The 24,945-nt window shown below is 33.3% G+C and carries 26 protein-coding genes, 1 other RNA gene and 1 pseudogene; 11 read left to right on the top strand and 17 right to left on the bottom strand.

What is annotated here, in order from left to right; genetic code table 11:
• Window positions 1–51 precede the first annotated feature (51 nt).
• Together KKQ79_RS00140 and KKQ79_RS00135 are read right to left on the bottom strand one after the other, a co-directional pair.
• Window positions 52–693 carry a DUF4241 domain-containing protein gene (locus tag KKQ79_RS00140; protein WP_213188445.1) on the bottom strand — a complete coding sequence of 214 codons (642 nt, stop codon included), beginning with the start codon at window positions 691–693 and terminating at the stop codon, window positions 52–54.
• Between the two features lie 85 nt (window positions 694–778).
• Window positions 779–3,394 (bottom strand): valine--tRNA ligase, encoded by a 2,616-nt coding sequence (locus tag KKQ79_RS00135; protein ID WP_213188444.1) that lies wholly within the window; start codon window positions 3,392–3,394, stop codon window positions 779–781.
• A 201-nt stretch (window positions 3,395–3,595) separates the two neighbouring features.
• Here KKQ79_RS00135 and KKQ79_RS00130 point away from each other — a divergent pair, with 201 nt between their 5' ends.
• The 3 genes from KKQ79_RS00130 (at window position 3,596) to KKQ79_RS00120 (ending at window position 5,808) form a co-directional block, all read left to right on the top strand.
• Entirely contained in the window at window positions 3,596–4,012 is a 417-nt protein-coding gene (locus KKQ79_RS00130; RefSeq protein WP_213188443.1) for a DUF1573 domain-containing protein, read from the top strand.
• 85 nt (window positions 4,013–4,097) lie between these two features.
• Window positions 4,098–4,973, top strand: a complete 876-nt coding sequence (locus KKQ79_RS00125) for a polyphosphate kinase 2 family protein (RefSeq protein ID WP_213188442.1) — start codon at window positions 4,098–4,100, stop codon at window positions 4,971–4,973.
• 211 nt (window positions 4,974–5,184) lie between these two features.
• Window positions 5,185–5,808 (top strand): CPBP family intramembrane glutamic endopeptidase, encoded by a 624-nt coding sequence (locus KKQ79_RS00120; RefSeq protein ID WP_213188441.1) that lies wholly within the window; start codon window positions 5,185–5,187, stop codon window positions 5,806–5,808.
• A gap of 13 nt (window positions 5,809–5,821) precedes the next feature.
• On the opposite strand, the gene rnpB is transcribed toward KKQ79_RS00120, so the two are convergent.
• Window positions 5,822–6,151, bottom strand: an RNA gene (gene rnpB, locus KKQ79_RS00115) — RNase P RNA component class A.
• A gap of 389 nt (window positions 6,152–6,540) precedes the next feature.
• On the opposite strand from rnpB, the gene KKQ79_RS00110 reads away from it, so the two are divergent.
• Both KKQ79_RS00110 and KKQ79_RS00105 read left to right on the top strand, forming a co-directional pair.
• On the top strand, window positions 6,541–7,035 hold the full coding sequence (locus KKQ79_RS00110; RefSeq protein ID WP_104794334.1) for an RNA polymerase sigma factor: 495 nt from the start codon (window positions 6,541–6,543) through the stop codon (window positions 7,033–7,035).
• Entirely contained in the window at window positions 7,028–7,705 is a 678-nt protein-coding gene (locus tag KKQ79_RS00105; protein WP_213188440.1) for a beta-carotene 15,15'-monooxygenase, read from the top strand. Before KKQ79_RS00110 ends, KKQ79_RS00105 begins: the two co-directional genes overlap by 8 nt.
• Before the next feature lie 39 nt (window positions 7,706–7,744).
• Here KKQ79_RS00105 and rpoN read toward each other — a convergent pair whose 3' ends face one another.
• From rpoN to KKQ79_RS00070, 7 genes are all read right to left on the bottom strand, one after another.
• Window positions 7,745–9,211 carry an RNA polymerase factor sigma-54 gene (gene rpoN / locus KKQ79_RS00100; protein ID WP_213188439.1) on the bottom strand — a complete coding sequence of 489 codons (1,467 nt, stop codon included), beginning with the start codon at window positions 9,209–9,211 and terminating at the stop codon, window positions 7,745–7,747.
• A gap of 78 nt (window positions 9,212–9,289) precedes the next feature.
• Entirely contained in the window at window positions 9,290–9,835 is a 546-nt protein-coding gene (locus tag KKQ79_RS00095) for an ORF6N domain-containing protein (protein WP_213188438.1), read from the bottom strand.
• A gap of 68 nt (window positions 9,836–9,903) precedes the next feature.
• Window positions 9,904–11,352, bottom strand: a complete 1,449-nt coding sequence (gene asnS / locus KKQ79_RS00090; protein WP_213190640.1) for an asparagine--tRNA ligase — start codon at window positions 11,350–11,352, stop codon at window positions 9,904–9,906.
• A 102-nt stretch (window positions 11,353–11,454) separates the two neighbouring features.
• Window positions 11,455–12,000 carry a ribosome maturation factor RimM gene (rimM, locus tag KKQ79_RS00085; protein WP_213188437.1) on the bottom strand — a complete coding sequence of 182 codons (546 nt, stop codon included), beginning with the start codon at window positions 11,998–12,000 and terminating at the stop codon, window positions 11,455–11,457.
• A gap of 128 nt (window positions 12,001–12,128) precedes the next feature.
• The gene (locus tag KKQ79_RS00080) at window positions 12,129–12,689 is read right to left on the bottom strand and encodes a 30S ribosomal protein S16 (RefSeq protein ID WP_069798862.1); all 561 of its coding nucleotides are present in this window, start codon (window positions 12,687–12,689) and stop codon (window positions 12,129–12,131) included.
• Between the two features lie 114 nt (window positions 12,690–12,803).
• Window positions 12,804–13,313 (bottom strand): nitroreductase family protein, encoded by a 510-nt coding sequence (locus KKQ79_RS00075; RefSeq protein WP_213188436.1) that lies wholly within the window; start codon window positions 13,311–13,313, stop codon window positions 12,804–12,806.
• Window positions 13,314–13,413: 100 nt separating this feature from the next.
• Complete coding sequence (locus KKQ79_RS00070; protein WP_250131148.1) at window positions 13,414–13,941, bottom strand: GreA/GreB family elongation factor; 528 nt, start codon at window positions 13,939–13,941, stop codon at window positions 13,414–13,416.
• 137 nt (window positions 13,942–14,078) lie between these two features.
• Between KKQ79_RS00070 and KKQ79_RS00065 the strand changes: the two genes are divergently transcribed.
• Window positions 14,079–15,296, top strand: a complete 1,218-nt coding sequence (locus KKQ79_RS00065) for an IS4 family transposase (protein ID WP_213188435.1) — start codon at window positions 14,079–14,081, stop codon at window positions 15,294–15,296.
• A gap of 76 nt (window positions 15,297–15,372) precedes the next feature.
• On the opposite strand, the gene KKQ79_RS00060 is transcribed toward KKQ79_RS00065, so the two are convergent.
• Window positions 15,373–15,891 (bottom strand): SRPBCC family protein, encoded by a 519-nt coding sequence (locus tag KKQ79_RS00060; RefSeq protein WP_213188434.1) that lies wholly within the window; start codon window positions 15,889–15,891, stop codon window positions 15,373–15,375.
• Window positions 15,892–15,975: 84 nt separating this feature from the next.
• Here KKQ79_RS00060 and KKQ79_RS00055 point away from each other — a divergent pair, with 84 nt between their 5' ends.
• Both KKQ79_RS00055 and KKQ79_RS00050 read left to right on the top strand, forming a co-directional pair.
• Entirely contained in the window at window positions 15,976–18,036 is a 2,061-nt protein-coding gene (locus KKQ79_RS00055) for a M3 family metallopeptidase (protein ID WP_213188433.1), read from the top strand.
• A gap of 53 nt (window positions 18,037–18,089) precedes the next feature.
• Complete coding sequence (locus tag KKQ79_RS00050) at window positions 18,090–18,470, top strand: YchJ family protein (RefSeq protein ID WP_213188432.1); 381 nt, start codon at window positions 18,090–18,092, stop codon at window positions 18,468–18,470.
• A gap of 263 nt (window positions 18,471–18,733) precedes the next feature.
• Here KKQ79_RS00050 and KKQ79_RS00045 read toward each other — a convergent pair whose 3' ends face one another.
• Window positions 18,734–18,970 carry a VF530 family protein gene (locus KKQ79_RS00045; RefSeq protein WP_104794300.1) on the bottom strand — a complete coding sequence of 79 codons (237 nt, stop codon included), beginning with the start codon at window positions 18,968–18,970 and terminating at the stop codon, window positions 18,734–18,736.
• A 67-nt stretch (window positions 18,971–19,037) separates the two neighbouring features.
• Between KKQ79_RS00045 and KKQ79_RS00040 the strand changes: the two genes are divergently transcribed.
• A protein-coding gene (locus KKQ79_RS00040; RefSeq protein ID WP_213190638.1) for an IS3 family transposase occupies window positions 19,038–20,392 on the top strand; the annotation gives its coding sequence in 2 pieces (ribosomal slippage) (window positions 19,038–19,512 and window positions 19,512–20,392; 1,356 coding nt in all).
• A gap of 92 nt (window positions 20,393–20,484) precedes the next feature.
• Here KKQ79_RS00040 and KKQ79_RS00035 read toward each other — a convergent pair.
• The 3 genes from KKQ79_RS00035 to panD all read right to left on the bottom strand — a co-directional run bounded on the left by KKQ79_RS00035 (window position 20,485) and on the right by panD (window position 22,569).
• The gene (locus KKQ79_RS00035; RefSeq protein ID WP_213188431.1) at window positions 20,485–20,985 is read right to left on the bottom strand and encodes an FKBP-type peptidyl-prolyl cis-trans isomerase; all 501 of its coding nucleotides are present in this window, start codon (window positions 20,983–20,985) and stop codon (window positions 20,485–20,487) included.
• Window positions 20,986–21,175: 190 nt separating this feature from the next.
• Window positions 21,176–22,207 (bottom strand): lysylphosphatidylglycerol synthase transmembrane domain-containing protein, encoded by a 1,032-nt coding sequence (locus KKQ79_RS00030; protein ID WP_213188430.1) that lies wholly within the window; start codon window positions 22,205–22,207, stop codon window positions 21,176–21,178.
• A gap of 11 nt (window positions 22,208–22,218) precedes the next feature.
• The gene (gene panD / locus KKQ79_RS00025) at window positions 22,219–22,569 is read right to left on the bottom strand and encodes an aspartate 1-decarboxylase (RefSeq protein ID WP_069798631.1); all 351 of its coding nucleotides are present in this window, start codon (window positions 22,567–22,569) and stop codon (window positions 22,219–22,221) included.
• A gap of 402 nt (window positions 22,570–22,971) precedes the next feature.
• Between panD and KKQ79_RS00020 the strand changes: the two genes are divergently transcribed.
• Window positions 22,972–23,262: an HU family DNA-binding protein gene (locus tag KKQ79_RS00020; RefSeq protein ID WP_069798629.1), complete on the top strand. Its 291-nt coding sequence runs from the start codon at window positions 22,972–22,974 to the stop codon at window positions 23,260–23,262.
• A gap of 48 nt (window positions 23,263–23,310) precedes the next feature.
• On the opposite strand, the gene pdxH is transcribed toward KKQ79_RS00020, so the two are convergent.
• On the bottom strand, window positions 23,311–23,955 hold the full coding sequence (gene pdxH / locus KKQ79_RS00015) for a pyridoxamine 5'-phosphate oxidase (protein ID WP_213188429.1): 645 nt from the start codon (window positions 23,953–23,955) through the stop codon (window positions 23,311–23,313).
• A gap of 25 nt (window positions 23,956–23,980) precedes the next feature.
• Between pdxH and KKQ79_RS00010 the strand changes: the two genes are divergently transcribed.
• Window positions 23,981–24,529: a YqgE/AlgH family protein gene (locus KKQ79_RS00010; RefSeq protein WP_213188428.1), complete on the top strand. Its 549-nt coding sequence runs from the start codon at window positions 23,981–23,983 to the stop codon at window positions 24,527–24,529.
• Window positions 24,530–24,703: 174 nt separating this feature from the next.
• Here the strand turns inward: KKQ79_RS00010 and KKQ79_RS00005 are convergent.
• A pseudogene (locus KKQ79_RS00005) lies at window positions 24,704–24,945 on the bottom strand (aminotransferase class IV); the annotation flags it as partial.

Genomic DNA, 24,945 nt, shown 5'->3' with positions numbered 1-24,945 from the left:
CAGCGTTTGGTCTACAACAAAATTAGTCTTTTTTTGTTTCGATAAGAATAATTATTCAGATTTTATTTCAATAAACTCCGTTATAATTTTAACCGGTTGATTTTCTGCACCAAAACCAATATAGCTTGCATAGAAACCTTCTCCGTATCCTGTTTCGAAAGCAAAAATATTTCCTGGTTTTTCTTCGTCTGGTTTTAGGAAAGCAAATTGGTCAATCGCTCCATTTTCATCAAAGAAATGACTATGGAAAAACTCTTCGTAAATGCCCATAAAATCTGCTCCTTTTCTATGGAACAATCTATTTTCTAAATGATTAAGAGCATCCTGCGTTTCTGCATCCATAAAACAACCCATTCCAGATTCTACAGGATACCCGAAAACTTCTTCTCCTTGTAAATCTTCAATATGTTGACCTTCTGTGGTTGCCATTTTAAAAGTTGTTGCCTCCTCATTTTGGAAAACTACCTCTACATAAGCAATACAATTACTGTCTCTTTCTTTGTGTACAAAAACAGGAAAATCACCTACAGGAAAATGAATCACAAATTCCTTCATGTCATGGGTAATCAATGGGTCACAAGCGACTAACTTTCCGCTAGGAAGATGAATTTTTCCTGCCTCGAAAGTTTCTAGCATGGGATTTTCTACAAAATTTTTAGAAAAAAGTTTTGATATGTTTTCTAGGTGTGACATGATTCTGATGGATGTTTGATGAAAGGAAGTTGGGTGTGGTCTCATGCAAAATGCAAAAGAGCACCTCACATCAGACTTCCAATCCCTACAATGTTTTTAATTTTTCTTCTAAAATTGCAATTTTATCTTGCGCATCTTTTTGTTTTTTGCGCTCGTTTTCTACTACTTGAGCAGGAGCACCAGCAACAAATTTTTCGTTAGATAATTTCTTTTCTACCGAAATTAAAAAGCCTTTTAAGTATTTTAGTTCTTCTTCTGTTTTTGCTTTTTCTTCTTCTAAATCAAGGTTTTCACTCAATGGAATAGAAACTTCTGTAGCTCCCACTAAGAAAGTGAAACTTGGTTTGTCCGTTTTATTTCCGAAATTAATTTCAGAGATGTTGGCTAATTTTTTCACCACCGCTTCATTTTCGAAAGCAACAGCATTGGTAAATAATTCTACGGCTTCTCTAGGCGAAATCCCTTTGCTTTGACGGTAATTTCTAACGCCAGAAATCAATTCTTTAGCCGTTTCGAAGGCTTTTATATTTTCTTCGCAGAAAGGTTCTGCTTTTTTCTGTTGAGCAATCACCAAAGCTTCTTCTGTGCTTCTTTCTGCAATTGCCTGATACAATTCTTCCGTTAAAAATGGCATGAAAGGATGCAATAATCTCATTAATTCTTCGAAGTAAACGATGGTTTTATCATATACTTCTTGAGAAATTCCTTCTCCATAATTTGGTTTGATGGCTTCTAAATACCACGCACAGAAATCGTCCCAAATCAGTTTATAAATTAGATGCAAAGCATCAGAAATTCTGAATTTTGAGAACTGGTCATTGATATCAGCAATGGTTTTATTCATTTGATTTCCGAACCATTCTATGGTTTGCAAATCTGCTTCATTCGCTGGTTTGTCCTCTTTTTTCCAACCTTGAATGAGTCTGAAAGCGTTCCAGATTTTAGTCGCGAAGTTTCTTCCTTGCAACATTAAATCTTCATCAAAAAGCAAGTCATTTCCAGCTGCAGAACTCAATAAAATTCCTACTCTTACACCATCTGCACCATATTTTTCAATCAATTCTATTGGATCAGGAGAATTTCCAAGCGATTTAGACATTTTTCGGCGTTGCTTATCCCTTACAATTCCTGTAAAATATACATTTTTAAAAGGAACTTCGCCTTTAAATTCTAATCCTGCCATAATCATTCTGGCAACCCAGAAGAAAATAATATCTGGACCAGTTACCAAGTCAGAAGTCGGATAATAATACTTGATGTCTTCATTGTTTTCGTCTAACATTCCATCAAAAACGGACATTGGCCACAACCAAGAAGAGAACCATGTATCTAGAGCGTCTTCGTCTTGTTTTAAGTTGTCAGTTGTTAGTTGTTGGTTGTTGGTTTTTTCTTTGGCTAAAACCAAAGCTTCTTCTATATTTTCGGCAACTACATAATCCTCACTTCCTTCTCCGTAATAATACGCTGGAATTTGTTGGCCCCACCACAATTGACGAGAAATATTCCAATCACGGATGTTTTCCATCCAATGTCTGTATGTATTTTTAAATTTTTCTGGGTGGAATTTCACCTCATCATTCATTACTACATCCAAAGCTGGCTTCGCAATTTCAGACATTTTCAGGAACCATTGTTGAGAGATTTTTGGTTCAATCACAGCTCCAGTTCTCTCAGAAGTTCCTACTTTATTTACATAATCTTCGGCTTTTACCAAAAGATTATTTTCTTCTAACTCTTTAGCAATCAGTTTCCTAACCTCGAATCTGTCTTTTCCGTTGTAATGTAATCCGTGTTCATTCAGTTTACCATCGTCATCTAAAGAATCAATCATTGGCAAATTATGCTTTTGCCCTATTTCGTAGTCATTAATATCATGCGCAGGAGTGATTTTCAACGCTCCAGTTCCGAATTCCATGTCTACATATTCATCTTCAATAATTGGAATGACTCTATTTACAATCGGAACGATTACATTTTTGCCTTTCAGATGAGCATATTTTTCATCGTTAGGATTTATACAAACAGCAACGTCACCGAAAATAGTTTCTGGACGAGTCGTTGCCACAGAAATAAACTCTTCAGAACCTTCAATTTTATATTTAAGGTACCAAAGTTTCCCATTGAGTTCTTTATAAATTACCTCTTCATCAGAAATATTGGTTTTGGCTTCTGGATCCCAGTTCACCATTCTATAACCTCTGTAAATCAAACCTTTATTGTATAAATCAACGAAAGATTTGATGACTTGAGCAGATAGTTTCGGTTCCATTGTGAAACGGGTTCTGTCCCAATCACAAGAACAACCTAATTTCTTTAACTGTTCAAGTATTGTTCCGCCATATTTATGCGTCCAATCCCAAGCGTGAACTAAAAATTCATCTCGTGTAATATCAGACTTATTAATTCCTTCAGATTTCAGTTTTGCTACCACTTTAGCTTCAGTAGCGATAGAAGCGTGGTCTGTTCCCGGAACCCAAAGTGCATTAAACCCTTGCATTCTGGCTCTTCTTACCAAAACATCTTGAATGGTATTGTTCAGCATGTGTCCCATGTGAAGAATTCCCGTCACGTTTGGTGGCGGAATTACAATCGTGTAAGGAGGTCTGTTATCTGGAGTAGAATGAAAATAATTGTTTTCTAACCAGTAATTGTACCATTTCTGTTCTGTTTCCTGAGGATTATATTTTTCTGAAATTTGCATAAAATTTTAAATAAAAATGAGTTTGGCTTGTAATTTGCAAAAATACGATAAAATGTGAATTTTTAAATGGTTAAAACTCTTCTTTTTGAGAATTTTGGAATAAGAATCAGACAAAGTAAAATAAAAAAGAAGAATAAGGATTTAAATACAGAATTTATTTATAATTTTGAACTTTAATTTACAACAAAAAACTTTCTAAATATGAAAAAATTTATGGGCGGTTTGTTGCTTATCGGAGGTTTTGTTTTCTCTTCTGCACAAACTATTTCTTTTGAAAAAACAACTATTGATTACGGTACTGTTCCTGTGAATGCAGATGGAAACAGAGTTTTTACTTTTAAAAATACTGGTGACAAGCCTTTAATCCTTTCTAACGTACAGCCAGGTTGTGGTTGCACCGCTTCTGAATGGCCAAAAGAGCCAGTGATGCCTGGAAAATCTGCACAGATTAAAGTTCATTATAACACTGCAAATGCTGCACCTTTCAAAAAATCTATCGATGTATTTTCTAACGATCCAGTAAACGGAAGAGTCGTTCTATACATCCAAGGAACAGTAGATGCAAATGCTAAAGCTGAAGGAGCAAAAAATCAACCCGCTTCATTGCCTAAAAAATAATTCTTACAAAAAATTATTATACAAAAACCGACTCTAACCAGTCGGTTTTTTTTATTATCTTTAGTTGAACAAAATTTTTCAAAAAATGGACACCAATTTCACAGATAACTTTCTTGTTAAAGAAACTCAAAAATTCAATCTCAAAGATTTCAATACTGATTATAAAGGCGACCTCTCCAAAGAAGAAGGTCAAAAAATGCTCGATGCAGAGAAGAAAAAACTTTATGAACTTCAAGAAAAACTTTACGCAGATGGCAGCCAATCTCTTTTGGTGGTGATACAAGCGATGGATGCTGCTGGAAAAGACAGTTTGATAGAGCATGTTTTTGGTGGAGTAAATCCGCAAGGTTGTGAAGTGACCAGTTTTAAAACGCCAACTTCTAAAGAATACAATCATGATTTCATCTGGAGGCATTATTTGGCTTTACCAGAAAAAGGGAAAATAGGAATTTTCAACCGAAGTCATTACGAAAGTGTTTTGGTATGTAAAGTGCATCCTGAATATAATCTAAGCGAAAAAGTTTGGAAATCTACTGACGAAATCGATGAAAAATTCTGGAAAAATAGATACGAAAGCATCAAAGATTTTGAAAAACATGTTGCCAGAAATGGAACTAAAATTGTGAAAATTTTCTTGCATGTTTCTAAAGATGAACAGAAAAAACGTTTCCTAGACAGAATTGCAGAAGAAGAAAAAAACTGGAAGTTTGCTCTTGGTGATTTAAAAGAACGCGCACTTTTTGATAAATATATGGATGCTTATGAAGAAGCAATCTCTGAAACAAGTAAAAACCACGCTCCTTGGTTTGTAATTCCTGCGGATAAAAAATGGTTTGCGAGAGTTGCAGCTATACAAATTATTATCAATGCTTTGGAAGAAATGGATTTGAAATTTCCTGAACTTTCTGCCGAAGATAAAGCTGGACTTGCAGAAGCAAAAAGACAATTGGAAAGTGAATAATAGGTAGAGGTTAAGGAAAAGGTTAAGAAAGTAGATTTTTATGAATTTTTGGAAGGCATTACTTTACACTTTCATTCTAATAATTTTAATGAATCTTATAGGTTTTATGATAAGTAGCATTAGTTATTTTCTAAAAATTCCTTATATTATTTCATTTATAACACAAAGCATACTAACTGTTTTTTGTTATTATTTTTTCTTAACAAAATTTTTGAAGAACAAAACCATTATTAGATTTAAAAATGTTTTTATTCCATTTAGTGAGAGCTTAATTTTACCAATAATTTTATCAGCTATTGGTTTGAAAATTTTGCAAGAACCATTCTTCGAAATATATAAAAGAGTTACAACTCCAAATGATTTCCCTCTAAACATTGTAAATATGAATTCAGAATTAAATTTTGAATTCTTAATTAGAGCAGTTCCTGCATTAATTATTGCACCATTTTTTGAAGAATTAATTTTTAGAAAAATTTTTATTGATAATCTCTCAAAATTATATTCAGTGAAAAATGCTATTATTTTTTCATCAATTTGTTTTTCATTATATCATCTTCCAAATTTCTCTAATTTAATACCAACTTTTCTTTTAGGTTTAGTAGCAGGATACTTATATATAAAATCAAAAAAAATAATAATTCCAATGATTTTTCATTTTTTGTGTAATTTAATTGTTGGGTTATTAAAGCTCTATGGAAAAACTCTTTTGGATAATATTGACAAATTAAATTTAAATATATATTATTGGATGTTTATTTTTTTTGGGGTTATTTTACTAATAACAGGTTTATACACTATAAACTCAAAACATAAAAATTCGGAATTAAGGGCTTGAAACTAAAAAAGAAACCACGAGAAAAACGATAAGCCGGATTCTGTTTCCCGATGAAACGGGACGCTTGTTATTTATCTACGGTTTACATTACTGCAAACCTTGAGCTGGTTACCCCTCGATTTTCGGAGCGAGCTACTCCTATTTTTAGATTGCTCTAAAAAGCATCGATATACTTACCATTGCATCGCATAGAGTTTACCTGGTTTCACTACAGCCGAACTGTACTTGCTTTCTGTTGCACTTGTCCTCGTCTCACGACGGAAGGTTGTTAACCTTTATGCTGCTCTGTGATGTCCGGACTTTCCTACCCCAATTTCTTGGAATCAACAAGCTGTTTTTCTCGTGGAGTGCAAAGATACGGAAATTTTGAATGTTAGACATCAGATGTCAGATGTCAGATGTTAGAGGTTAGAGGTTGGATGTTGTGGAATGTATTTTTATTTTTCTGAACCCTTTCTGCGTTTTACAGATTCCTCAAAAAACGCAGAAAGGGTTGGTTGTATTTTTCACTGAAAGTTATTTTAAAAAAAATTGGTTTCTAAAAATCCCTAAACTTGCGCCCCGAGTTAAGCGGAGCTCTTTTTGTTTTTTGTCATTCTGAGCGAAGTGGAAGAATCTAAAAAACAAAAAAGCGGGAGCGGAACGAGGAATTTGGCGCCCAAGAAAAAAAATATGTTTTGGCATTCATTAATGAGCGCATTTTCTTATCTTCGCTCTTTAATTTCTAAAAAATTGGATTCTAAACAAAAAGAATTTTCTAAGTTGGTAAAGGAAAATCAGGGGCTTATTATAAAAGTCTCCAGATTATATACCAATTCTCTGGAAGATGAACAGGATCTTTTTCAAGAAATTGTGTTACAACTTTGGCGCAGTTACGACTCATTCAAAGGACAGTCCAAAATTTCTACTTGGATGTACAGAGTAGCGCTCAATACGGCCATTACGCTTTTCCGAAAGAAAACGAAATCTCCTCAAACTGATGAATTGATGGATTTTCACCACAGAGATTATGTAGAAGATGATGACGAAAAGCAACAACAAATTACCCTGCTTTATAAGGTGATAAAAATGCTCCCAAAAGTAGAACGTGCGATTGTGATGATGTATTTAGACGATTTGCCTTACCGTGATATTGCAGAAAACCTAGGGATTACGGAAGTAAATGCCCGTGTAAAAATGAACAGACTCAAAAAAACACTTAAAGAATTGATGACTCAACATGCTTAATGAAGATTTCAATATAGACCAATTTAAAAAATCTTGGCAGGAACAACCCGTTTCTGATGTGTATAACACGTCTGAAATAGAAGGAATGCTCAACAAAAAATCTACCAACTATGTGAAATATATTTTCTGGATAAGTTTGGCAGAATTTTTATTTTTCGCCATCGTTGGGATTTGTACGATTTTTTCTACTCAAAGAAGCAATAGTTTTACTAATATTTTAGAAAAACTAGGCGTACAAATGAATGATGATGTAGAAATGAATTTTGAGCATCTTTATTTTGCCCTAAAAGTTTTCAGTTTACTGATTACAGCGATTTTTGTTTTTCTTTTTTACAGAAATTACCTAAAAATTAAGGTAGAATGCAATTTGAAAAATTTTATTCTTCAGATTATTAAGTTCAAAAGAACGGTCAACTTATTTATCTTCACTAATATTGGTTTATTGATTGTTTTTTCGGGGATTATTACTTATTTCATTATGAATGTGTTGCAAGCTCAAAACATTCATTTAAACCAAGCCACTTTGATAGGATTTATCACTGGAATTGTGATTAGTATTGGTTTAGGCGTTCTCTTGATTTGGCTATATTACAGAATAGTTTACGGAATTATTATGAGCAGACTGAGCAGAAATCTAGAGCAATTGCAAAAAATAGAACAGGAACAATAAACAACAAAAAAACCTTCAGAATTCTGAAGGTTTTTTATATTATAATTCTTTTCTCAATCTTGCGACTGGAATATTGAGTTGTTCTCTGTATTTTGCGATGGTTCTTCTGGCAATATTGTATCCTTTTTCCTTCAAAACATCTACCAAAGCGTCGTCTGTAAGAGGTTTTCTCTTGTCTTCATGACTGATGACTTCTTGTAAGTGATTTTTAATTTCCTTGGTCGAAACTTCTTCGCCATCATCATTCGTCAATGAATCTGAGAATAAATTTTTAAGCAAAATAATTCCACTTGGTGTGTCTGCATACTTGCTTTTCACCACTCTAGAAATGGTAGAAATATCAAATCCTGTGATATCTGCTACATCTTTCAGAATCATCGGTTTGATGTTTTTTTCATCTCCCGTTAAGAAATATTCTTTCTGTAATTTTACAATTGCTGAAATGGTTTGCATCAGCGTATTCTGTCTCTGGTTAATGGCATCTATGTACCATTTTGCAGCATCTAACTTTTGTTTGATGAAAAGTGCGGCTTGTTTATGTTCCGCAGAGTTTTTATCGTGAGAATAAGTGCTTAAAATTTCTTTGTATTCCTCAGAAACTCTAAGTGTAGGTGCATTTCTACTATTCAACAATGGGATTACATTTCCATCTTTTATCTGAATCACAAAATCTGGAATAATCTCTTGATTGATGGTGATGGTTTGCGTATCAAAATTACCGCCAACTTTTGGAGACAATTTAGAAATCACTTCCAGTGCTTCTTTTAAATCTTCTTCTTCTATATCATATTTGTTAATGATTTTGCCGTAATGCTTATTGATTAAAGCATCAAACTGATGTCTTAAAATATTTCCTGCAAGAATTACCGCTTTATCACGACTCACTTTTTTCTCTATCTGTAGCAACAAGCATTCTTGTAAATTTCTCGCTCCTACTCCAGCTGGATCAAGTTTTTGCACATAATTTTCTAGTATTTCCTTTACTTTTTCTTGAGTGGTATAAATCCCTTGCGAAAAAGCCAAATCATCTACTATAGCTTTTATTTCTCTTCTTAAATAGCCATCATTATCTAGATTTCCGATGATGTATTCAGCAATTTTCAAATCATCATCATCTATACTTGATAAGTGGATTTGCTCCATCAAATAATCATACAAAGATTGTCCTTCTGTTAATAAACTTTCGTTATCAAAATCTTCGTCATCTGCAGAAAAATTGCTAGAAGCGGTTTTATAAGAAGGCTCATCATCATACAAATATTCATCTACATCAAAATCAGTATCTATGCTTTCGCTTCCTTCACTTTCGTAATCCGAGTCTAAACTGCTAAAATCGTCCTCATCACCACTGTCTTCTTTAACGACTTCCAAGGCAGGATTTTCTTCTAACTCACGCTCTAACTCTTCCTGAAATTCTAGCGTGTGAAGCTGTATCAACTTCATCAACTGAATTTGCTGAGGAGCTAATTTTTGTCCTAATTTTATTTGTAGGTTTTGTTTGAGCATTGTTTATTATTTAGAAATTCAAAATTATCAATTTGAATTTTTGGAGTGTTATATTTTTAAAAATTATTTTTATAAAATTTATTTATCGGTTTTTCTTTTGATGGTATGTTTAAATTTCAATACCGCAAAATTGAGTTCTACAGTGGTTTCTGTATCTGTCGTTTTCATTTCTTCTCCCAATATATCAGAAATAATTTCACCACTTTTTTGCATCAAAGATTTTTGTTCACTTTCATCTTTCACTTCTGCCAATTCTGAAACAGTACGAGATAATTCTCTAATTTTTGTAAAAGTTTCAATAATAGCGATGGTCGTTTGTGTTGCTTTTTGACTTTTCAAAATTGTAGCCAACATATATAAACCCTTTTCTGTAAAAGCTTTTGGCAAAACTCTAGATTTTGACGACCATTTTGTGGTCGAAAATTTCGACCGCAAATCTTCAATCTCTGTTTTGTCAATCTCTAAAATATATCCATGCGGAAATTTTTCTGGATTGTTTTTTACCGCTTCATTTATTCTTTTAGTTTCTACTCCATACAATTCTGCTACATCACTATCGATAATTACTTTTTCATTTCTCAAGGTAATTATCTTTTCCTCGATGTTGTTAAATTTTATAAGCATTTGGTTATTAGTTTTATGAAATTTTAAGGCTGTAGACTAAAAAACATCTAGACACAACCTTATTCCCCTTAAAACTCAGCGTTTTTCGGAGTTCTAGGGAAAGGAATTACGTCTCTAATATTAGTCATTCCCGTTACGAAAAGAATTAATCTTTCTAGACCTAAACCGAAACCAGCATGCGGAACAGAACCGAATTTTCTAGTATCTAAATACCACCAAAGTTCGTGCTCATCAATATGCATTTCTTGCATTTTGGTTTTCAAAACATCTAATCTTTCCTCTCTTTGTGAACCACCAATGATTTCTCCAATTCCAGGGAAAAGTACGTCCATTGCTGCTACTGTTTTTCCATCTTCGTTTAATCTCATGTAGAATGCTTTGATTTCCTTAGGATAATCAAATAAAACTACTGGAGACTCGAAGTGTTTTTCTACCAAATAACGCTCGTGTTCTGATTGTAAATCTGCCCCCCATTCTTCAATTGGGAACTGGAATTTTCCTTTTTTATTTTCTTTAGAATTCAATAGAATTTCGATGGCTTCAGAATAAGAAACTCTCATGAAACGTTTTTTGATTACGTTTTCTAGTTTTTCTATCAAACCTTCTTTTGCTCTATCTTTTTCTGGTTTTTGTTTTTGTTCTTCAGCAAATCTCTGGTCTAAAAACTTCAAATCAAACTTGCAATTTTCTAAAACATAGCCAATTACATATTTCAAGAAATTTTCAGCCAAATCGATATTATCTTCCAAATTATTGAAAGCTACTTCTGGTTCTACCATCCAGAATTCTGCAAGGTGACGTGTCGTATTAGAATTCTCAGCACGGAAAGTAGGCCCAAAAGTATACACTCTACCTAATCCCATTGCTGCAGTTTCCGCTTCTAACTGACCAGAAACCGTCAAATTGGTTTTTTTGCCAAAGAAATCTTGTGCAAAATCGATGTCGCCGTTTTCATCTCTTGGAATTTGGTTTAAATCAAAATTCGTCACTCCAAACATTTCACCAGCACCTTCTGCATCGGCACCAGTAATAATTGGCGTGTTCATGTAAAAGAAATGATTTTGGTTAAAGAACTGGTGAATCGCAAAACTAACAGCACTTCTCACTCTGAAAACCGCCCCGAAAAGATTGGTTCTGAATCTAAGATGCGCCTGCTCACGAAGAACTTCCAAAGAGTGCTTTTTTGGCTGAAGAACAGTTTTTTCCATTTCTTCAGAAAAATTATCACCAAGAATTGTAATTTTCTTCGCAATGATTTCTATATCTTGACCTTTTCCTTCACTCTCTACTACCTCACCGGTAATTTTAAGTGAAGAAGCAGTTTTAATATTTTTGATGATTTCTTCGTCGAAATTTTCGAAATCTACTACAATTTGAAGATTATTAATGGTAGAACCGTCATTCAATGCGATGAAACGGTTAGAACGGAATGCTCTCACCCAACCTTGAATGGTAATATCGTGATGTAAAAGTTTTTTATAATCTCCTAAAATTTCTTTAATGGTCTTCTTACTCATGACTTCATAATTATTCAGCAAAAATAAGAAATTTTGGCGTAATTTTTGATGTAACGCGGAGATTTTTACGGTTTTAAAAATTAGTTTTCGAAAAGAATAATTTTATTGCTCGTCATTCTTAGATGGCGTTAAGAAAACATCCATCAAACCTTCTGGCAATTGCATTTTGATAAATTTTTCTTCACGGTTTACTTCTAGAATCCAGTTTTTAATAATCGGAATGATGATTTCTTTATCTGCTAATTTTAGGATAAAGTAATGCTGTGCAGTTTGGTCGTTTATTTCTACAATGTTTCCGCAAGATTTACCATCTTCTTCTCTGATTTCATACCCAATGACTTCGTGATAATAAAATTGATTTCCTGAAAGTTTAGGCAAGGTAGAAAGTGGTAAAAAAACATATTTGCCAATAGATTGTTCTACCAATTGTTCAGAAGAATTCTTGAAAGTAATGATTTTAGAATTATCATTTCCCCATTGTTGCTTTTCCACAAAAAAAGGCACGAGAAGTCCGTTCACTTCTACAAAAATCCCTTCCAGTTTATTGTATAATTCTGGTTGATCTGTATCTAGTTTTATAATTACATTTCCCTTTAGACCGTGTTTTCTGGTAATTTTTCCTAAAAAATAGCAATCTTCTTTTTTCATGGGTTGATATTTTTAAATTTTTAAAAACCAAAAAAATTTTATTTGGTTTTATGATGCAAATATACTTTGTTTTAAAAGAATAAAGACGCAATAAATTGCGTCTTTAGTACATTTTATTTCTAAAATTGTTATGCTTCTGCTTCAGTTCCTTCAGCTTCAGCAGCTGGAGTTTCTTCAGTAGTTTCTTCAGCTACAGGTTCTGCGTTTGCAGCTTCTTCAGCAGCTTTAGCATCAGCTTCTGCTTGAGCAGCAGCAGCAATTCTAGCTTCGTTCACTTTAGCTTCAGCTTCTAGAGCAGCTTTTTTAGCAGCTTCTTTAGACTGAGTTAAACCGTCTTTTTTAGCGTTTACAGCAGCTTCTTTAGCTTCTAACCAAGCGTTGAATCTTTTTTCAGCTTCAGCTTCGTCGAAAGCACCTTTTGCTACACCACCTTGTAAGTGTTTTTTGTATAAAGCACCTTTGTAAGAAAGGATAGCTCTTGCAGTATCAGTTGGTTGAGCACCATTGTTTAACCATTTAACAGCTGAATCTACATCTAGTTCAATCGTTGCTGGGTTAGTAATTGGATTGTAAATTCCTAATTTCTCGATGAATCTACCGTCTCTTCTTGCTCTAGCATCTGCTACTACGATGTGGAAAAAAGGTTTTCCTTTTTTACCGTGTCTTTGTAATCTAATTTTTACTGACATATTGTTGTGAATTTATGGGAACTCGTCCCTGTTAATATTTTTAAGTGTGCAAAGATAGTAAAATATTTTGTTTCAAAAAAATTTTGACCAGCGTTTGTTATTGGAAGCTGAAACTTAAACTTTACCTAAATAAAACAATCCGAGACAACGTTGATTTTCTTTTAAATTCAGAAACTCACCGAGATGATTTATTACTGTGTGAGAACTCCAATAACAACCTATTTGATTTGCCGCACAAGTTAAATACATATTCTGAACCGCCATAGAAGTGGCTGCAATTTCTTCCCATTCTGGAAGCAAACCACTGAAATTTACAGAAATGGTAACAACGGTGTCTGTTTTGGCAATTTTTTCAGCAAAATCAAGATACTTTTTCTCTAAAAACAATTGTTCTGGCGTCGTTTCTTTATAAATTTTCTGAATTTCTTTTGCCAGTTGCTGTTTTTCTTCTCCTCTAAAGACTCTAAATCTCCAAGGTTTTGTTTTCTTGTGATTGGGAGCAAACTGTGCAGAACTTAAGATTTCATCTAAGATTTCCTGAGAAATTTCTTCGCCAGTATAATCTTTGGGATACGTACTTTTTCTGCTTTCTATGATTTGTTTTAAAATTTCTGAATTGTTCATTTTTAAAAAAAGCTGTTAAGTTTTGGCTAAAGCCAAATGGAATGATTGATTATTACTAAGCGGACTAAAGTCCGCTCTTATTGATATTTGACAAAATTAATTAAATAATTTTTTCAATTTTTTGGTGAATTCTATTGAGAACAAATTCTTCGCCTTCGGTTTTGCCTAACATGATTTTAGCCATCGGACTTTCTTCTGAAATCGCATAAAACCGATCTCCTTCATAAAAAAACTCACCAAGAGAAACCGAAAGATAAAATCTGGCTTTATTGGTAATGACCAGCGAACCTAGTTTTACTCTATCCGAAGAATGATGAAGCACCTGATTCATTTTCTTTTGCATGGTTTTGAGCGCAAACATTTGTTTATCCAAGTGATAAATTTCTTCTTGCATTTCTTCCCTTATCGAATCATACTTAGAAGTTTTCTTTACTTCTCTCGTTGCTTCCAAAGTAAAGTTGAGATAAAACTCCAGCGTTTTTATCTTCCCAGAAATCGTGTCTTTCACAAAATTTCTCAGTGCAGTTTTATCATAATCTTTTACCAGCATTTTCATTAAAATATTCAGCGAAGATAAAATTCTCTTTTGAAATACCGAAAAATAAAAAAACGGGAAATTTCTAGTCATGGTCGGAAGATTTTTCTTCCGACTTTTTTGTTTTTTTTTGTTGTGAAGATGAAGTGATTTAACAGGTTGATTATCAATTATTTAACTTGTTTATTTGAATTTAATTTCGTATCTTTATAGCTGATAATCAATTAATTATGTCAGTTTTTAAAGACCACAAAATCTCCCTCAAGCAAGTTTTGGAGTTTATTCCCGAAGCGCTTTTAACCCATCTTTCTGCAACTTCTAAAGTAGACCACTATAGCAAAGTGCTTCACGGTAAGAAAATGTTTTATTTGCTTTTATTTTGTATTTTTGATAATGAAAAATTAAGCCAAAGAACCTTAGAAGACACCTTTAACAGCAGTGGTTTCAAAGCCTTGTTTGGTTTGGGTGAAGAGGAAAAAGTACGCAGAAGTTCTATCTCTGAAAGGCTTTCCAAAATCGATTCCAATTATTTTAAAGAAATTTACGAGCAGATGTACGGAAGGTTTTCTGAACTTTATTCGAAGACCGAAATCGAAAAGTACAACCTAATCAGGGTTGACAGCACCATTGTTGCCGATACCTGCGCCAAACTCAAAGAAGGAATCGACCAGAAAAGTGGGAAGAAACTGGTGAAATTCAGTTTTTCATTTGATGGAATTTTGCCTTCAGGTGTCGAAGTCTTTACTGGACAAAAATATTCGTCAGAGGAAGCCGCACTTCCCGAAGCTATTCTGAAACAAGTAAAAAAAGAAGAACATCACGAGAATATTTACGTGATAGACAGGGGTTTGCAATCCACAAGAGTGATGAAAGATTTTGATGAAAAATCGGTAAAATTCATTATCCGAAGTAAAGAAAACCGCAAATTTGAAGAAATAGAATCTTTTCTTGATGGAAAAAAATCTCAAAAATGGGATGACTGGGAAGTGATGAAAGACAGCAAAGTAAAGCTTTACACTGGAAAACCAGTTTTGAATAAACGTGGGAATATTCATCATCGTGAAGAAAAAGTAGAAACTTGTTTCCGACTAGTAGTCATCAAAAACGAAAAAAAAGACAAAGAATTTTGGTTTTTGACCAATGAATTTGAACTTTCGGCAAAAGAAATTGCAGATTATTACAGAAAACGTTGGGATATTGAAGTGTTTTTTAGATTCCTAAAGCAGGAACTCAATCTAAGTCATTTGGTATCAATGAACAAAAACGGAATCGAAGTAATGATTTATATGACCATGATTGCTTCTATGCTACTTCTGATTTATAAAAAAGTAAACGATTTGGGATACAAAACCGCCAAAAGACGTATTGCAATGGAAATTCGGGATATGATTACCGCTATATTAATCATTTTTGCTGGAGGAAATCCCGACAAGGTTTTTAAAACTTAACATAAAAAATGGCCGGAATTTTCTTCCGACCATGACTAGGAAATTTCCCGTTTTTAATATTTCTAAAATCTTTACATTAAGGTTTTTCTGAAAGTTTTTTCAAATTTTGGAGTCCTTCTTCATACGATTTCCCCATCCAGTAATCCATCATTGGCTTCATAAGATTAGAAGGATATTCCATTTCTGCATCTAGCGTCCAAACCACTTTAGTAGCATTTCCATCTTGCGTCAATACAATATCAGAAGTGGCTTCACCTTGACCTTCAAAAGCCATTTTAGTGCTTTGTTTCTGATTTGGAATAAGCGCCGTAATTTCTTGGCAACCATTTCCTACATCTTTTTTATCACTTTTCCAGCAATGTTTATCGCCAATCTGACCAGAAACTCCAGAATAGGTAGATTGCAACTGCGGGTCTAATTTCATCCAAGGATTCCATTCATTAAATGCTTTCATAGAATTAAGATGTGAATACACTTTTTCTGCAGGAGCATTAATGACAATCGATTTTTCATAGTGGTATTTTTCACCAATGACAAACATGGCAATCACCAAAACGGCTAGAATTGCCAAAAGGATTTTCAAAAACTTTTTCATAGTGTTATAATGTTTATTTTGTGATTCCTTAAAGGTAAATATTTTTAATTTAACTAAATTTACAGTCCAAAATTTGAACAGACGATGACAAATCCACTTTTACAATCCTTCAATACAAAATATCAATCCGCTCCATTTGCAGAAATAAAAGAAGAACATTACTTACCTGCATTTAAAGAACTGATAGACAAATCTTTGCAAGAAATACAAGAAATCACTCAAAATCCTGAAACGCCTACTTTCGAAAACACCATCGAAGCATTGGCTTATTCTGGCGAACAATTAGATGTGGTTTCTAATATTTTCTTTAATCTAAATTCTGCCGAAACCAATGACGAAATTCAACAAATCGCACAAGAAGTTTCGCCTTTATTAACGGAATTTGCTTCGAAAATTTCGCAAAACGAACAACTTTTTTCAAGAATTAAAAAAGTGTACGATGAAAAAGACCATTATACGCTTAACGAAGAGCAAAAAATGCTTCTAGAAGAAACCTACAAAGGTTTTGTAAGAAACGGTGCATTGCTGAATGACGAGAAAAAAGAACAACTCAAGAATATCAATATTGAGCTTTCTAAAAAATCTTTACAATTCGGACAAAATGTTTTGGCAGCGACCAATCAATATTATAAACACTTGACCAACAAAGAAGATTTGGCTGGAATTCCAGAGGCAATTCTTGCGCAATATGAAGAAGAAGCAAAAGAAAGAAATCTAGAAGGTTATGTGATTACGCTTCAATTCCCGAGTTTATTACCCGTTCTTACTTATGCAGAAAATCGCGAATTGAGAAAGGAATTGGCAATTGCAAACGGAAAAAAATCTTTTGACGGCGGTGAATTTGATAACCAAAATCTCATCAAAGAATTGGTACAACTTCGTCAAGAAAAAGCGCAATTATTAGGCTACAAATCTTTTGCAGATTATGTTTTAGAAGAAAGAATGGCAAAATCTCCGCAGAAAGTGTTAGAATTTTTGAACGAATTATTGACTAAAGCAAAACCTTTTGCTCAAAAAGATGTGGAAGAGCTTTCCGTTTTAGCAAAAGCTGATGGAATTACAGAAATGCAAAGTTATGACCACGCTTATTATGCCGAAAAACTCAGAAAACAAAAATTTGATTTCAATGATGAAGAATTGAAACCTTATTTTCAGTTAGACAAAGTACAAGAAGCAGTTTTCGGGTTAGCAGGAAAACTTTTCGGGTTAGAATTTGTAGAAACCACTGACATTCAAAAATATCACGCTGATGTGAAAACGTATGAAATTTATGAGCAATCAGCAATCAGCAATCAGCAATCAGCAGAGCAGACAGCAGAAAGCGGAAAGCTGAAAGCATTACTATATGCTGATTATCATCCAAGAAAGGGAAAAAGAGCGGGAGCATGGATGACGAGTTTTAAAAATCAATACATCAAAAATGGTGAAAACCACAGACCGCATATTTCTGTAGTTTGTAATTTTACCAAACCTACCGCTGAAACACCAAGTTTATTGACTTTCAATGAAGTCACCACGCTTTTCCATGAATTCGGGCATGCTTTACATGGTGTTTTGGCAAACACTCAATATCCTAATCTTTCTGGAACTTCTGTAAAATGGGATTTTGTAGAATTGCCTTCACAATTTTTAGAAAATTACTGTTACGAACCAGAATTCTTAAAAACATTTGCAAAACATTATCAAACGGGTGAAGTTTTACCAGATGAAAAAATTAAGAAAATAGAAGATTCTAAAAACTTTATGGAAGGCTATCAAACTTTGAGACAACTTAGTTTCGGAATTTTGGACATGTCTTATCACGCCGAAAACGTAAAAGTAGAAGATGTAAAAACCTTTGAAACCGAAACCATCAAAGCGACTCAAGTTTATCCTACTCTAGCAGAAACAGCTGTTAGCACAAGTTTCTCACATATTTTCCAAGGTGGATATTCTGCGGGATATTATTCTTACAAGTGGGCAGAAGTATTAGATGCAGATGCTTTTCAATATTTCAAAGAAAACGGGGTCTTTGAACCTTTAATTTCTAAAAAATTTAAAACGTTGCTCGAAAGTGGCGGAACAAAAGACCCTATGGAATTGTATAAAAATTTCAGAGGAAGCGAACCGAAAGTAGAAAGTTTATTGAAAAGAGCTTTTGGTTAATGGAAAGTTGAAAATTGAAAATGACAACCCATCTAAAATCTAAAATCTAAAATTTGAAAAATCTTTGTCTTTGTTGTTCAGGAAAATTGTACGAAGAATGTTGCGAACCTTTTCATTCTAAAAAAGAGTTTCCTAAAACTGCGGAAGAACTGATGCGTTCTCGTTATACTGCATTTGCCATTCCGAATGGAGAATATTTATGGCAAACCACATTGCCCAGCAAAAGAAAATTCCATGACAAAAGTGAATTGGAAGTTTGGGGAAAAGAAAACACTTGGACAAAACTGGAAATCATCAATTCCAGCGAAAAAGAAGTAGAATTTAAGGCGTATTTCACAGATAAATTCGGGAAAGAAAACATTCATCATGAGTTATCCACTTTTAAAAAGGTAGATAAAAAATGGTATTATGTTTCGGGGAAATTTTTGGATTAAAATAAAATTCTCGCAGATTTTGCGGATTCTGCCGATTTTACTTTTTTTTAATTACCTAATCAGCCAAAATTATTTTAGAACATGACAAGTTTTTAAAATGATTTTTAAAACCACAAAAGAGACAAAAGCTTTTTATTTCTTAAAGCAATCCAAAAGTAAAAAAAGTAGAATATTTTACTTTTTTTACTTTTGAAATACTTGTTTTCAATCCTTTCTTTTGTCTCTTTTGCGGTTTATTAATTTTTAACATGTACTAAAAACAATTATTTATTTTTCTTCTTTTGCCTCAAAACATAGAGATAAAGACTTTCCACTTTTTTCCTTGCCCAATCTGTTTTTCGCAGGAATTTAAGCGAAGAATTGATGCTTGGATTTTCGTTGAAACAACGAATGTTTATTTGCTTTCCCAGTTCTTCGAAACCATTGTAATAATCTACCAATTCTTCGAGAATGGCATCTAATCTTTTCCCATGTAAAGGATCTTTAGAATTCTGTTCCATGTTATAAAATAAAATCCCGAAAATGGACTGCCCCCAAAAAGTTAGACACTTTTTAGGGGCATTTTTTATGGGGAAAAGTAAATATTCATTAGACTTTAAATTAAAAGCTATAAAGAGATATCACAAAGGGGATATTGGAACAGACGATTTAGGAAAACGCATTGGAGTTTGTGGTTCCTTGGTTCGTAAATGGATAAAATTTTATGAACTTTATGGAGTTTCAGGACTTGTTCGGCTTTCCAATACGCATTACACAAAAGATTTTAAATTAAAGATTTTATCAGTAATTGAGAAAGAGAATTTAAGTTTAAAAGAAGCGTCGAGAAGGTTTAATATTCCTGCGGAGTCCAGTATTCTTAGTTGGCAGCGTAATTATAAAAAAAATGGTATTTTAGGTTTAGAAAACAGACCCAGAGGAAGACCTAAAACCATGAGTAATTACAAGCGAAAAAAAAAGAAAACAGGCAAACCCTTAACAAGGGAGGAAGAACTGTTGGAGAGGATTTATTATTTAGAAGCCGAGAACGCCATTTTAAAAAAGTTAGAAGCCTTAATTCAGGAAAGGAAAAATCCAAAGCCATCGAAGAGTTAAGGCAGGACTTTGATTTAGCAGTACTGCTGAATTGTACATCGATGGCAAGAAGCAGTTTTTATTACTATCGAAAACGCTTTCAAATGAAAGATAAATATGCGGAAATAAAAGAAATGATTAAGCAGATTTATCATCGTCACAAAGGAAGGTTGGGCTATAGAAGAATTACTTTGCTTTTGAAAGAAAAAGGAATTTTGATTAATCACAAAACTGTTTTACGACTTATGAAAATATTAGGTTTAAAGAGTATTATCCGAGTGAAGAAATATAAATCTTACAAGGGAGAGCAAGGGAAAATTGCGCCCAATGTTCTACAGAGGAATTTCAAATCGGACACTCCTAATCAGAAATGGGCAACCGATGTTACAGAGTTTAATGTATCGGGTAATAAACTTTATCTATCTCCAATCATCGATTTATTTAATGGTGAAATTGTCAGTTTTGACTTATCTGAAAGACCTGTGTTTAGCCAAATCATCAGAATGCTAAAGAAATCATTCAGAAAAGTAAAATCTACACAAAACATCATTCTACATTCTGATCAAGGTTGGCAATATCAAATGAAACATTACCAAAACTTGTTAAAAGAAAAAGGTATTATTCAAAGTATGTCCCGAAAAGGAAACTGTTTGGACAATGCGGTGATAGAAAACTTTTTTGGAACGATAAAATCAGAAATGTTTTATGCCAGAAAGTTTGGTTCCATTCAGGAACTTAAGATGGAAATAGTGAAGTACATTCACTATTACAACAATGATAGAATAAGACTCAATCTCAAAGGAAAGAGTCCGGTACAGTACCGAACTCTTTCCTTTGAAAATATTGTTTAATTTTGTCTAAACTTTTGGGTGCAGTCTAAATTTTCGGGATTTTTTGTTTTTAAAATATTTTTTTAGGTATAATTTCAAAAAAAGATTAGAAATTAGTGACCAGAGTTACCATCAATTCCGTGTGCATGTCCATGCGCCAATTCTTCTTCAGTAGCTTCTCTATGATCTACTATTTCTACATCGAAATATAAAGTTTTTCCAGCCATTGGGTGATTAAGGTCTGCTACTACAACTTCTGAAGTAACTTCTACCACTACTGCTTGGAAATTATTTCCTTGGTTGTCTGAAAGTGGAAGAATTGCACCAACTGGTGGCATTCCTGATTCATTGAACATTTCTAAAGGCAATTGTGCAATTGCTTGAGGATTTCTTTCGCCGTAACCTTCTGCTGGCAAAATAGTGAAAGAAGCTTTATCGCCAGAAGTTAATCCTTTGATGCTTTCTTCAAATTTTGGAATCATCATTCCCACTCCATATAAAAAAGTAAGCGGATTTCCCGCATCTGATTTTTCTACAAGAACTTTTTCGTTATTCTCTCCATCTGTGTGAAGAACATAGTTGAGTGCAACTACTTGTTGGTTGTCTATTGTCATAATATTTTATTTTTTAGAGAATGCTCTCTTTTTATTCTATTGGTGTCAATTTTCTTGCCTTTGGAGAAAATAAAACATTTAACTGCCAAATTGACTTATTTAAAAAAAAACTCTTATCTAAATTGAACCAATAAATCTTTCAAAAAAATTAATTCTTTAGAATTCGACCAAAAAAGTTCTTTTCTATCAATTATTGTGATATTTCTTTTGATTTTACCGCTTCATTTCTAGCTTTTGCAAGCATAGGAATAGAAATAAGTCCCATCACAAGCATAATCACCAATTGCATGGTATGAGAAATAAAAGCATAGCTTAATCCTACTTCACCTCCCAATTTAGCATCTTTTCCCATAGAAAGAAATAGGGCAGAAATACCTAATTTCATAGCTAGGTGAAATGCTCCAATTCCTCCAGAAGCGGGAACCATCATTCCTAATGTTCCTACTACAATTAAGAAAAATCCGTCTGCAAATGTAAAACTTGAAGTTTCTGGCAATGCGAAACACACTAAATACGCTGCCAAATAATAAGAAATCCAAATCGCGATAGATAATATAATAAATTTTCCTTTTTGCTTGAGTTTGAAAATGGTAGTTAATCCATGAAAAATTCCTTCTACAAATTCTATCACCTTTCCAATGAAAGGAAGATGGGTAAACTTGTCTTTGAATTTAAAAAAAATAAAAGTTCCTATAACCAAAACTGCGATTCCGCCAATGATATAGGTAGGATTTATTTTAATTCCAGATTTTTGGTAAAAAGTAATAATAGCGTCTTCTTTAAAAACCACTGTAAGAACCAAAAATCCTAACATACAGAATAAATCTACTACTCTTTCTAAAATGATGGTTCCGAAAGATTTATCTACCGGTACTTTTTCTACGCCATATAAAGCAGTAGAACGTGCTAATTCACCACTTCTAGGAATGGTAAGATTCATGAGATACCCGAAAGAAATCGTCCACAATGAATTAGAATTAGAAATCTGGTAACCCATAGGTTCTAATAGTAAATTCCAACGAACTGCTCTGAACCAATAAGCTAATAACCCAAAAATCATTGCGGCAAAAACCCAAAGATAATTGGCTTTAGCTAAAGAGGCTTTGATATTTGTAAAATCCAGTCCTTTTAATGCAAACCACATAAAAAGGGCTGCAAAAGCAATAGATACCAGTACCGTAGAAACTGTTTTAAGAGACGATGATTTTTTTTGATTTTCCAAAAGAATAGCGATTAAGTAAGAAGATTGGTTTTTTCGTCTGGGAAAATAATTTTCGGTTGGAAGTTTTGTGCTTCCTCTACAGACATTTGCGCATAAGAAATAATGATGATTACATCTCCTTTTTGCACTTTTCTAGCGGCTGGTCCGTTGAGACAAATTTCACCAGATTTTCTTTTACCTTTTATAACATAAGTATCAAAACGTTCGCCATTATTTACATTTACGATGTAAACTCTCTCTCCTACCACTAAACCTGCGGCATCAATAAGGTCTTCGTCTACTGTAATACTGCCGATGTAATTAAGGTCAGAAGCAGTAACCGTAACACGATGAATTTTTGATTTAAAAACTTCTATTAACATGGCACAAATTTAAAATAAATTAATTGATTAGTAAAGAATTATCTGAGATTTAAACAAATATAATATTTTGCCAAATTCCCTTTAAAAAAAGACATTTTAGCAGATAAACAAGTTAAACATTATATTTAATAACAAAAAAGAGGAAAAAAAATATCAAATTAACAAATTCATAATTTAGAAATTCATTAAACGCTTATTTAAAAAACACTCTATTCAAAGCATATAAAAAGAATTTCAATGCTCGGAAAAGCCTATTTCTTGTAATAGATAACAATTATCATTTTCTCGTTAATTTATAGAAAAAACTATAATTATTATTAATATTGTGAAAAAAATTTGCACAATATGAAAATTGTTATATATTTGTCTTACGTAACAAATTAACAATTAATATTTATAACTATGAACAAGTCTGAATTAATCGACGCAATGGCAAAAGATGCCGGTATTACTAAAGTTGCTGCTAAAGCTGCTCTTGAGTCTTTCGTTGCTAACGTAACTGCTACTCTTAAGAAAAAAGATGGTAAAGTTGCTTTAGTTGGTTTTGGTACTTTCTCAGTAGCTGAAAGAGCTGCAAGACAAGGTATTAACCCTGCAACTAAAAAACCAATCAAAATTGCTGCTAAAAAAGTTGCAAAATTCAAAGCTGGTGCTGATTTAGCTGCTGCTGTATCAGGTGCTAAAAAGAAATAATTCAAATTATTCAAAAGAATTAAGCCTCACTTTTTAGTGAGGCTTTTCTTATGGAGCTAATCTTGATATTTTCCAATCGTAATTTTCATTAAGCTCGTAGATAATTCTATCATGCAAACGGTTAGGTCTTCCTTGCCAAAACTCTATCTGATAAGGTTTGGCAATAAAACCTCCCCAGTTTTTAGGTCTAGGAATATCTTTTCCTTCGTATTCTTTTTCTAATGCTGCTAATTTATCTTCTAAATATTCTCGATTAGGAATTACAGAACTCTGCGGAGAAACTGCTGCACCTAATTGACTTCCTCTTGGTCTTGAACTGAAATAGCCATCACTTAAATTCTCAGCCACTTTTTCTAAATCCGCTTTTATGATAATCTGTCTTTCTAAGCCTGGCCAAAAAAAGTGAAGACAAGCCTTATTATTTTTTTGAAGAGCCTTCCCTTTTTTGCTATCATAATTGGTGTAAAAAATAAAACCTTCCCAAGTATAAGCCTTTAGCAAAACCATTCTGGTTCTAGGGCAACCATCATCCTCTACCGTAGAAATAGCCATCGCATTCGCTTCTGAAACAGAAGGACTTTCTTCTGCATCTAGAAACCAATCTCTAAACATTTCGATAGGATTTTCTTTAATTTCGCTTTCTAATAATTGTGACTTATCGTATACTTTTCTTTTATCATGAAGATTTTCCATCAAAATTTTTTTTTAAATTTGAGTAATGAATAATTCTTACAAAGGTAAAATTTTAATTTCTACACCTGATATTTCGGGTGACATATTTTCTCGCTCCGTAGTATTGATTATAGAGCATGATGCTCATGGTGCTTTTGGATTTATTTTAAATAAAAAAAATTACTTCTTGAGCGATAACATGAAGCATTTATTAGGACAAGAAATTGACGTTTATGAAGGCGGGCCAGTAGAAAATGACCGAGTATTTTTTTTGGTTAAAGGAAAACCTATCACTTCTGAATATTTACCAATAGATGAAAATTTCTATCTTACAGAACAGCAAGAAGAAATCGTTTCTGCAATGGTGAACCAAGACCTCAGCAAAGAAGAACTCAAAATATTCACAGGTTATTCTGGATGGAGTCCTTACCAATTAGACCAAGAAATTCAGAATAAAATGTGGACGGTGGTAGACCTTTTTCAATTGGATTACACCTCACCCAATGATCATACCCTCTGGAAAAAAATCATGCAAAATCTAGGCGGAGATTATTTGCTTTGGGCCAATTCTCCAGAAGATGTGAGCTTGAATTAGGCTGAGGTAAAGGTAAAGGTAAAGGGAGAGGTAAAAGTTGAGGCAGAATGTTTAACAAAAATTTAGCATTTCTTTTAGAAATAATTATCGCTTAAACTGAGTTTTTATCTAAACTCTCAATAAAAGAACTCGGTAATTGACTCCAAAAAAGGTTGATTGCCGAGTTCGTCAATTTTAAGCAAAACTATTGCTCCAAGATTCTACCATTGCAGAGAATCTTTCGTTGCCAAATTCTTTATTTCTAATTTTTGAAACCGAAAAAACTCCTTTTTCATCAGAAATTACGAGAATTTCTTCTGCTTTTTGTGTTTCGAAAGCACTTAATTCCGCCTCTTCGATAATGACAAAAGCATTTTTATGAAGGAAAGTCACGAAATTTTCCATTAATGGAGAAATATAGGCGCCTTCTGATTGTT

Source organism: Cloacibacterium caeni (assembly GCF_907163125.1).
Lineage (GTDB): Bacteria > Bacteroidota > Bacteroidia > Flavobacteriales > Weeksellaceae > Cloacibacterium > Cloacibacterium caeni_B.
Note: the sequence above shows the minus strand (reverse complement) of the source record. Positions and strands in the feature narration are given on the sequence as shown.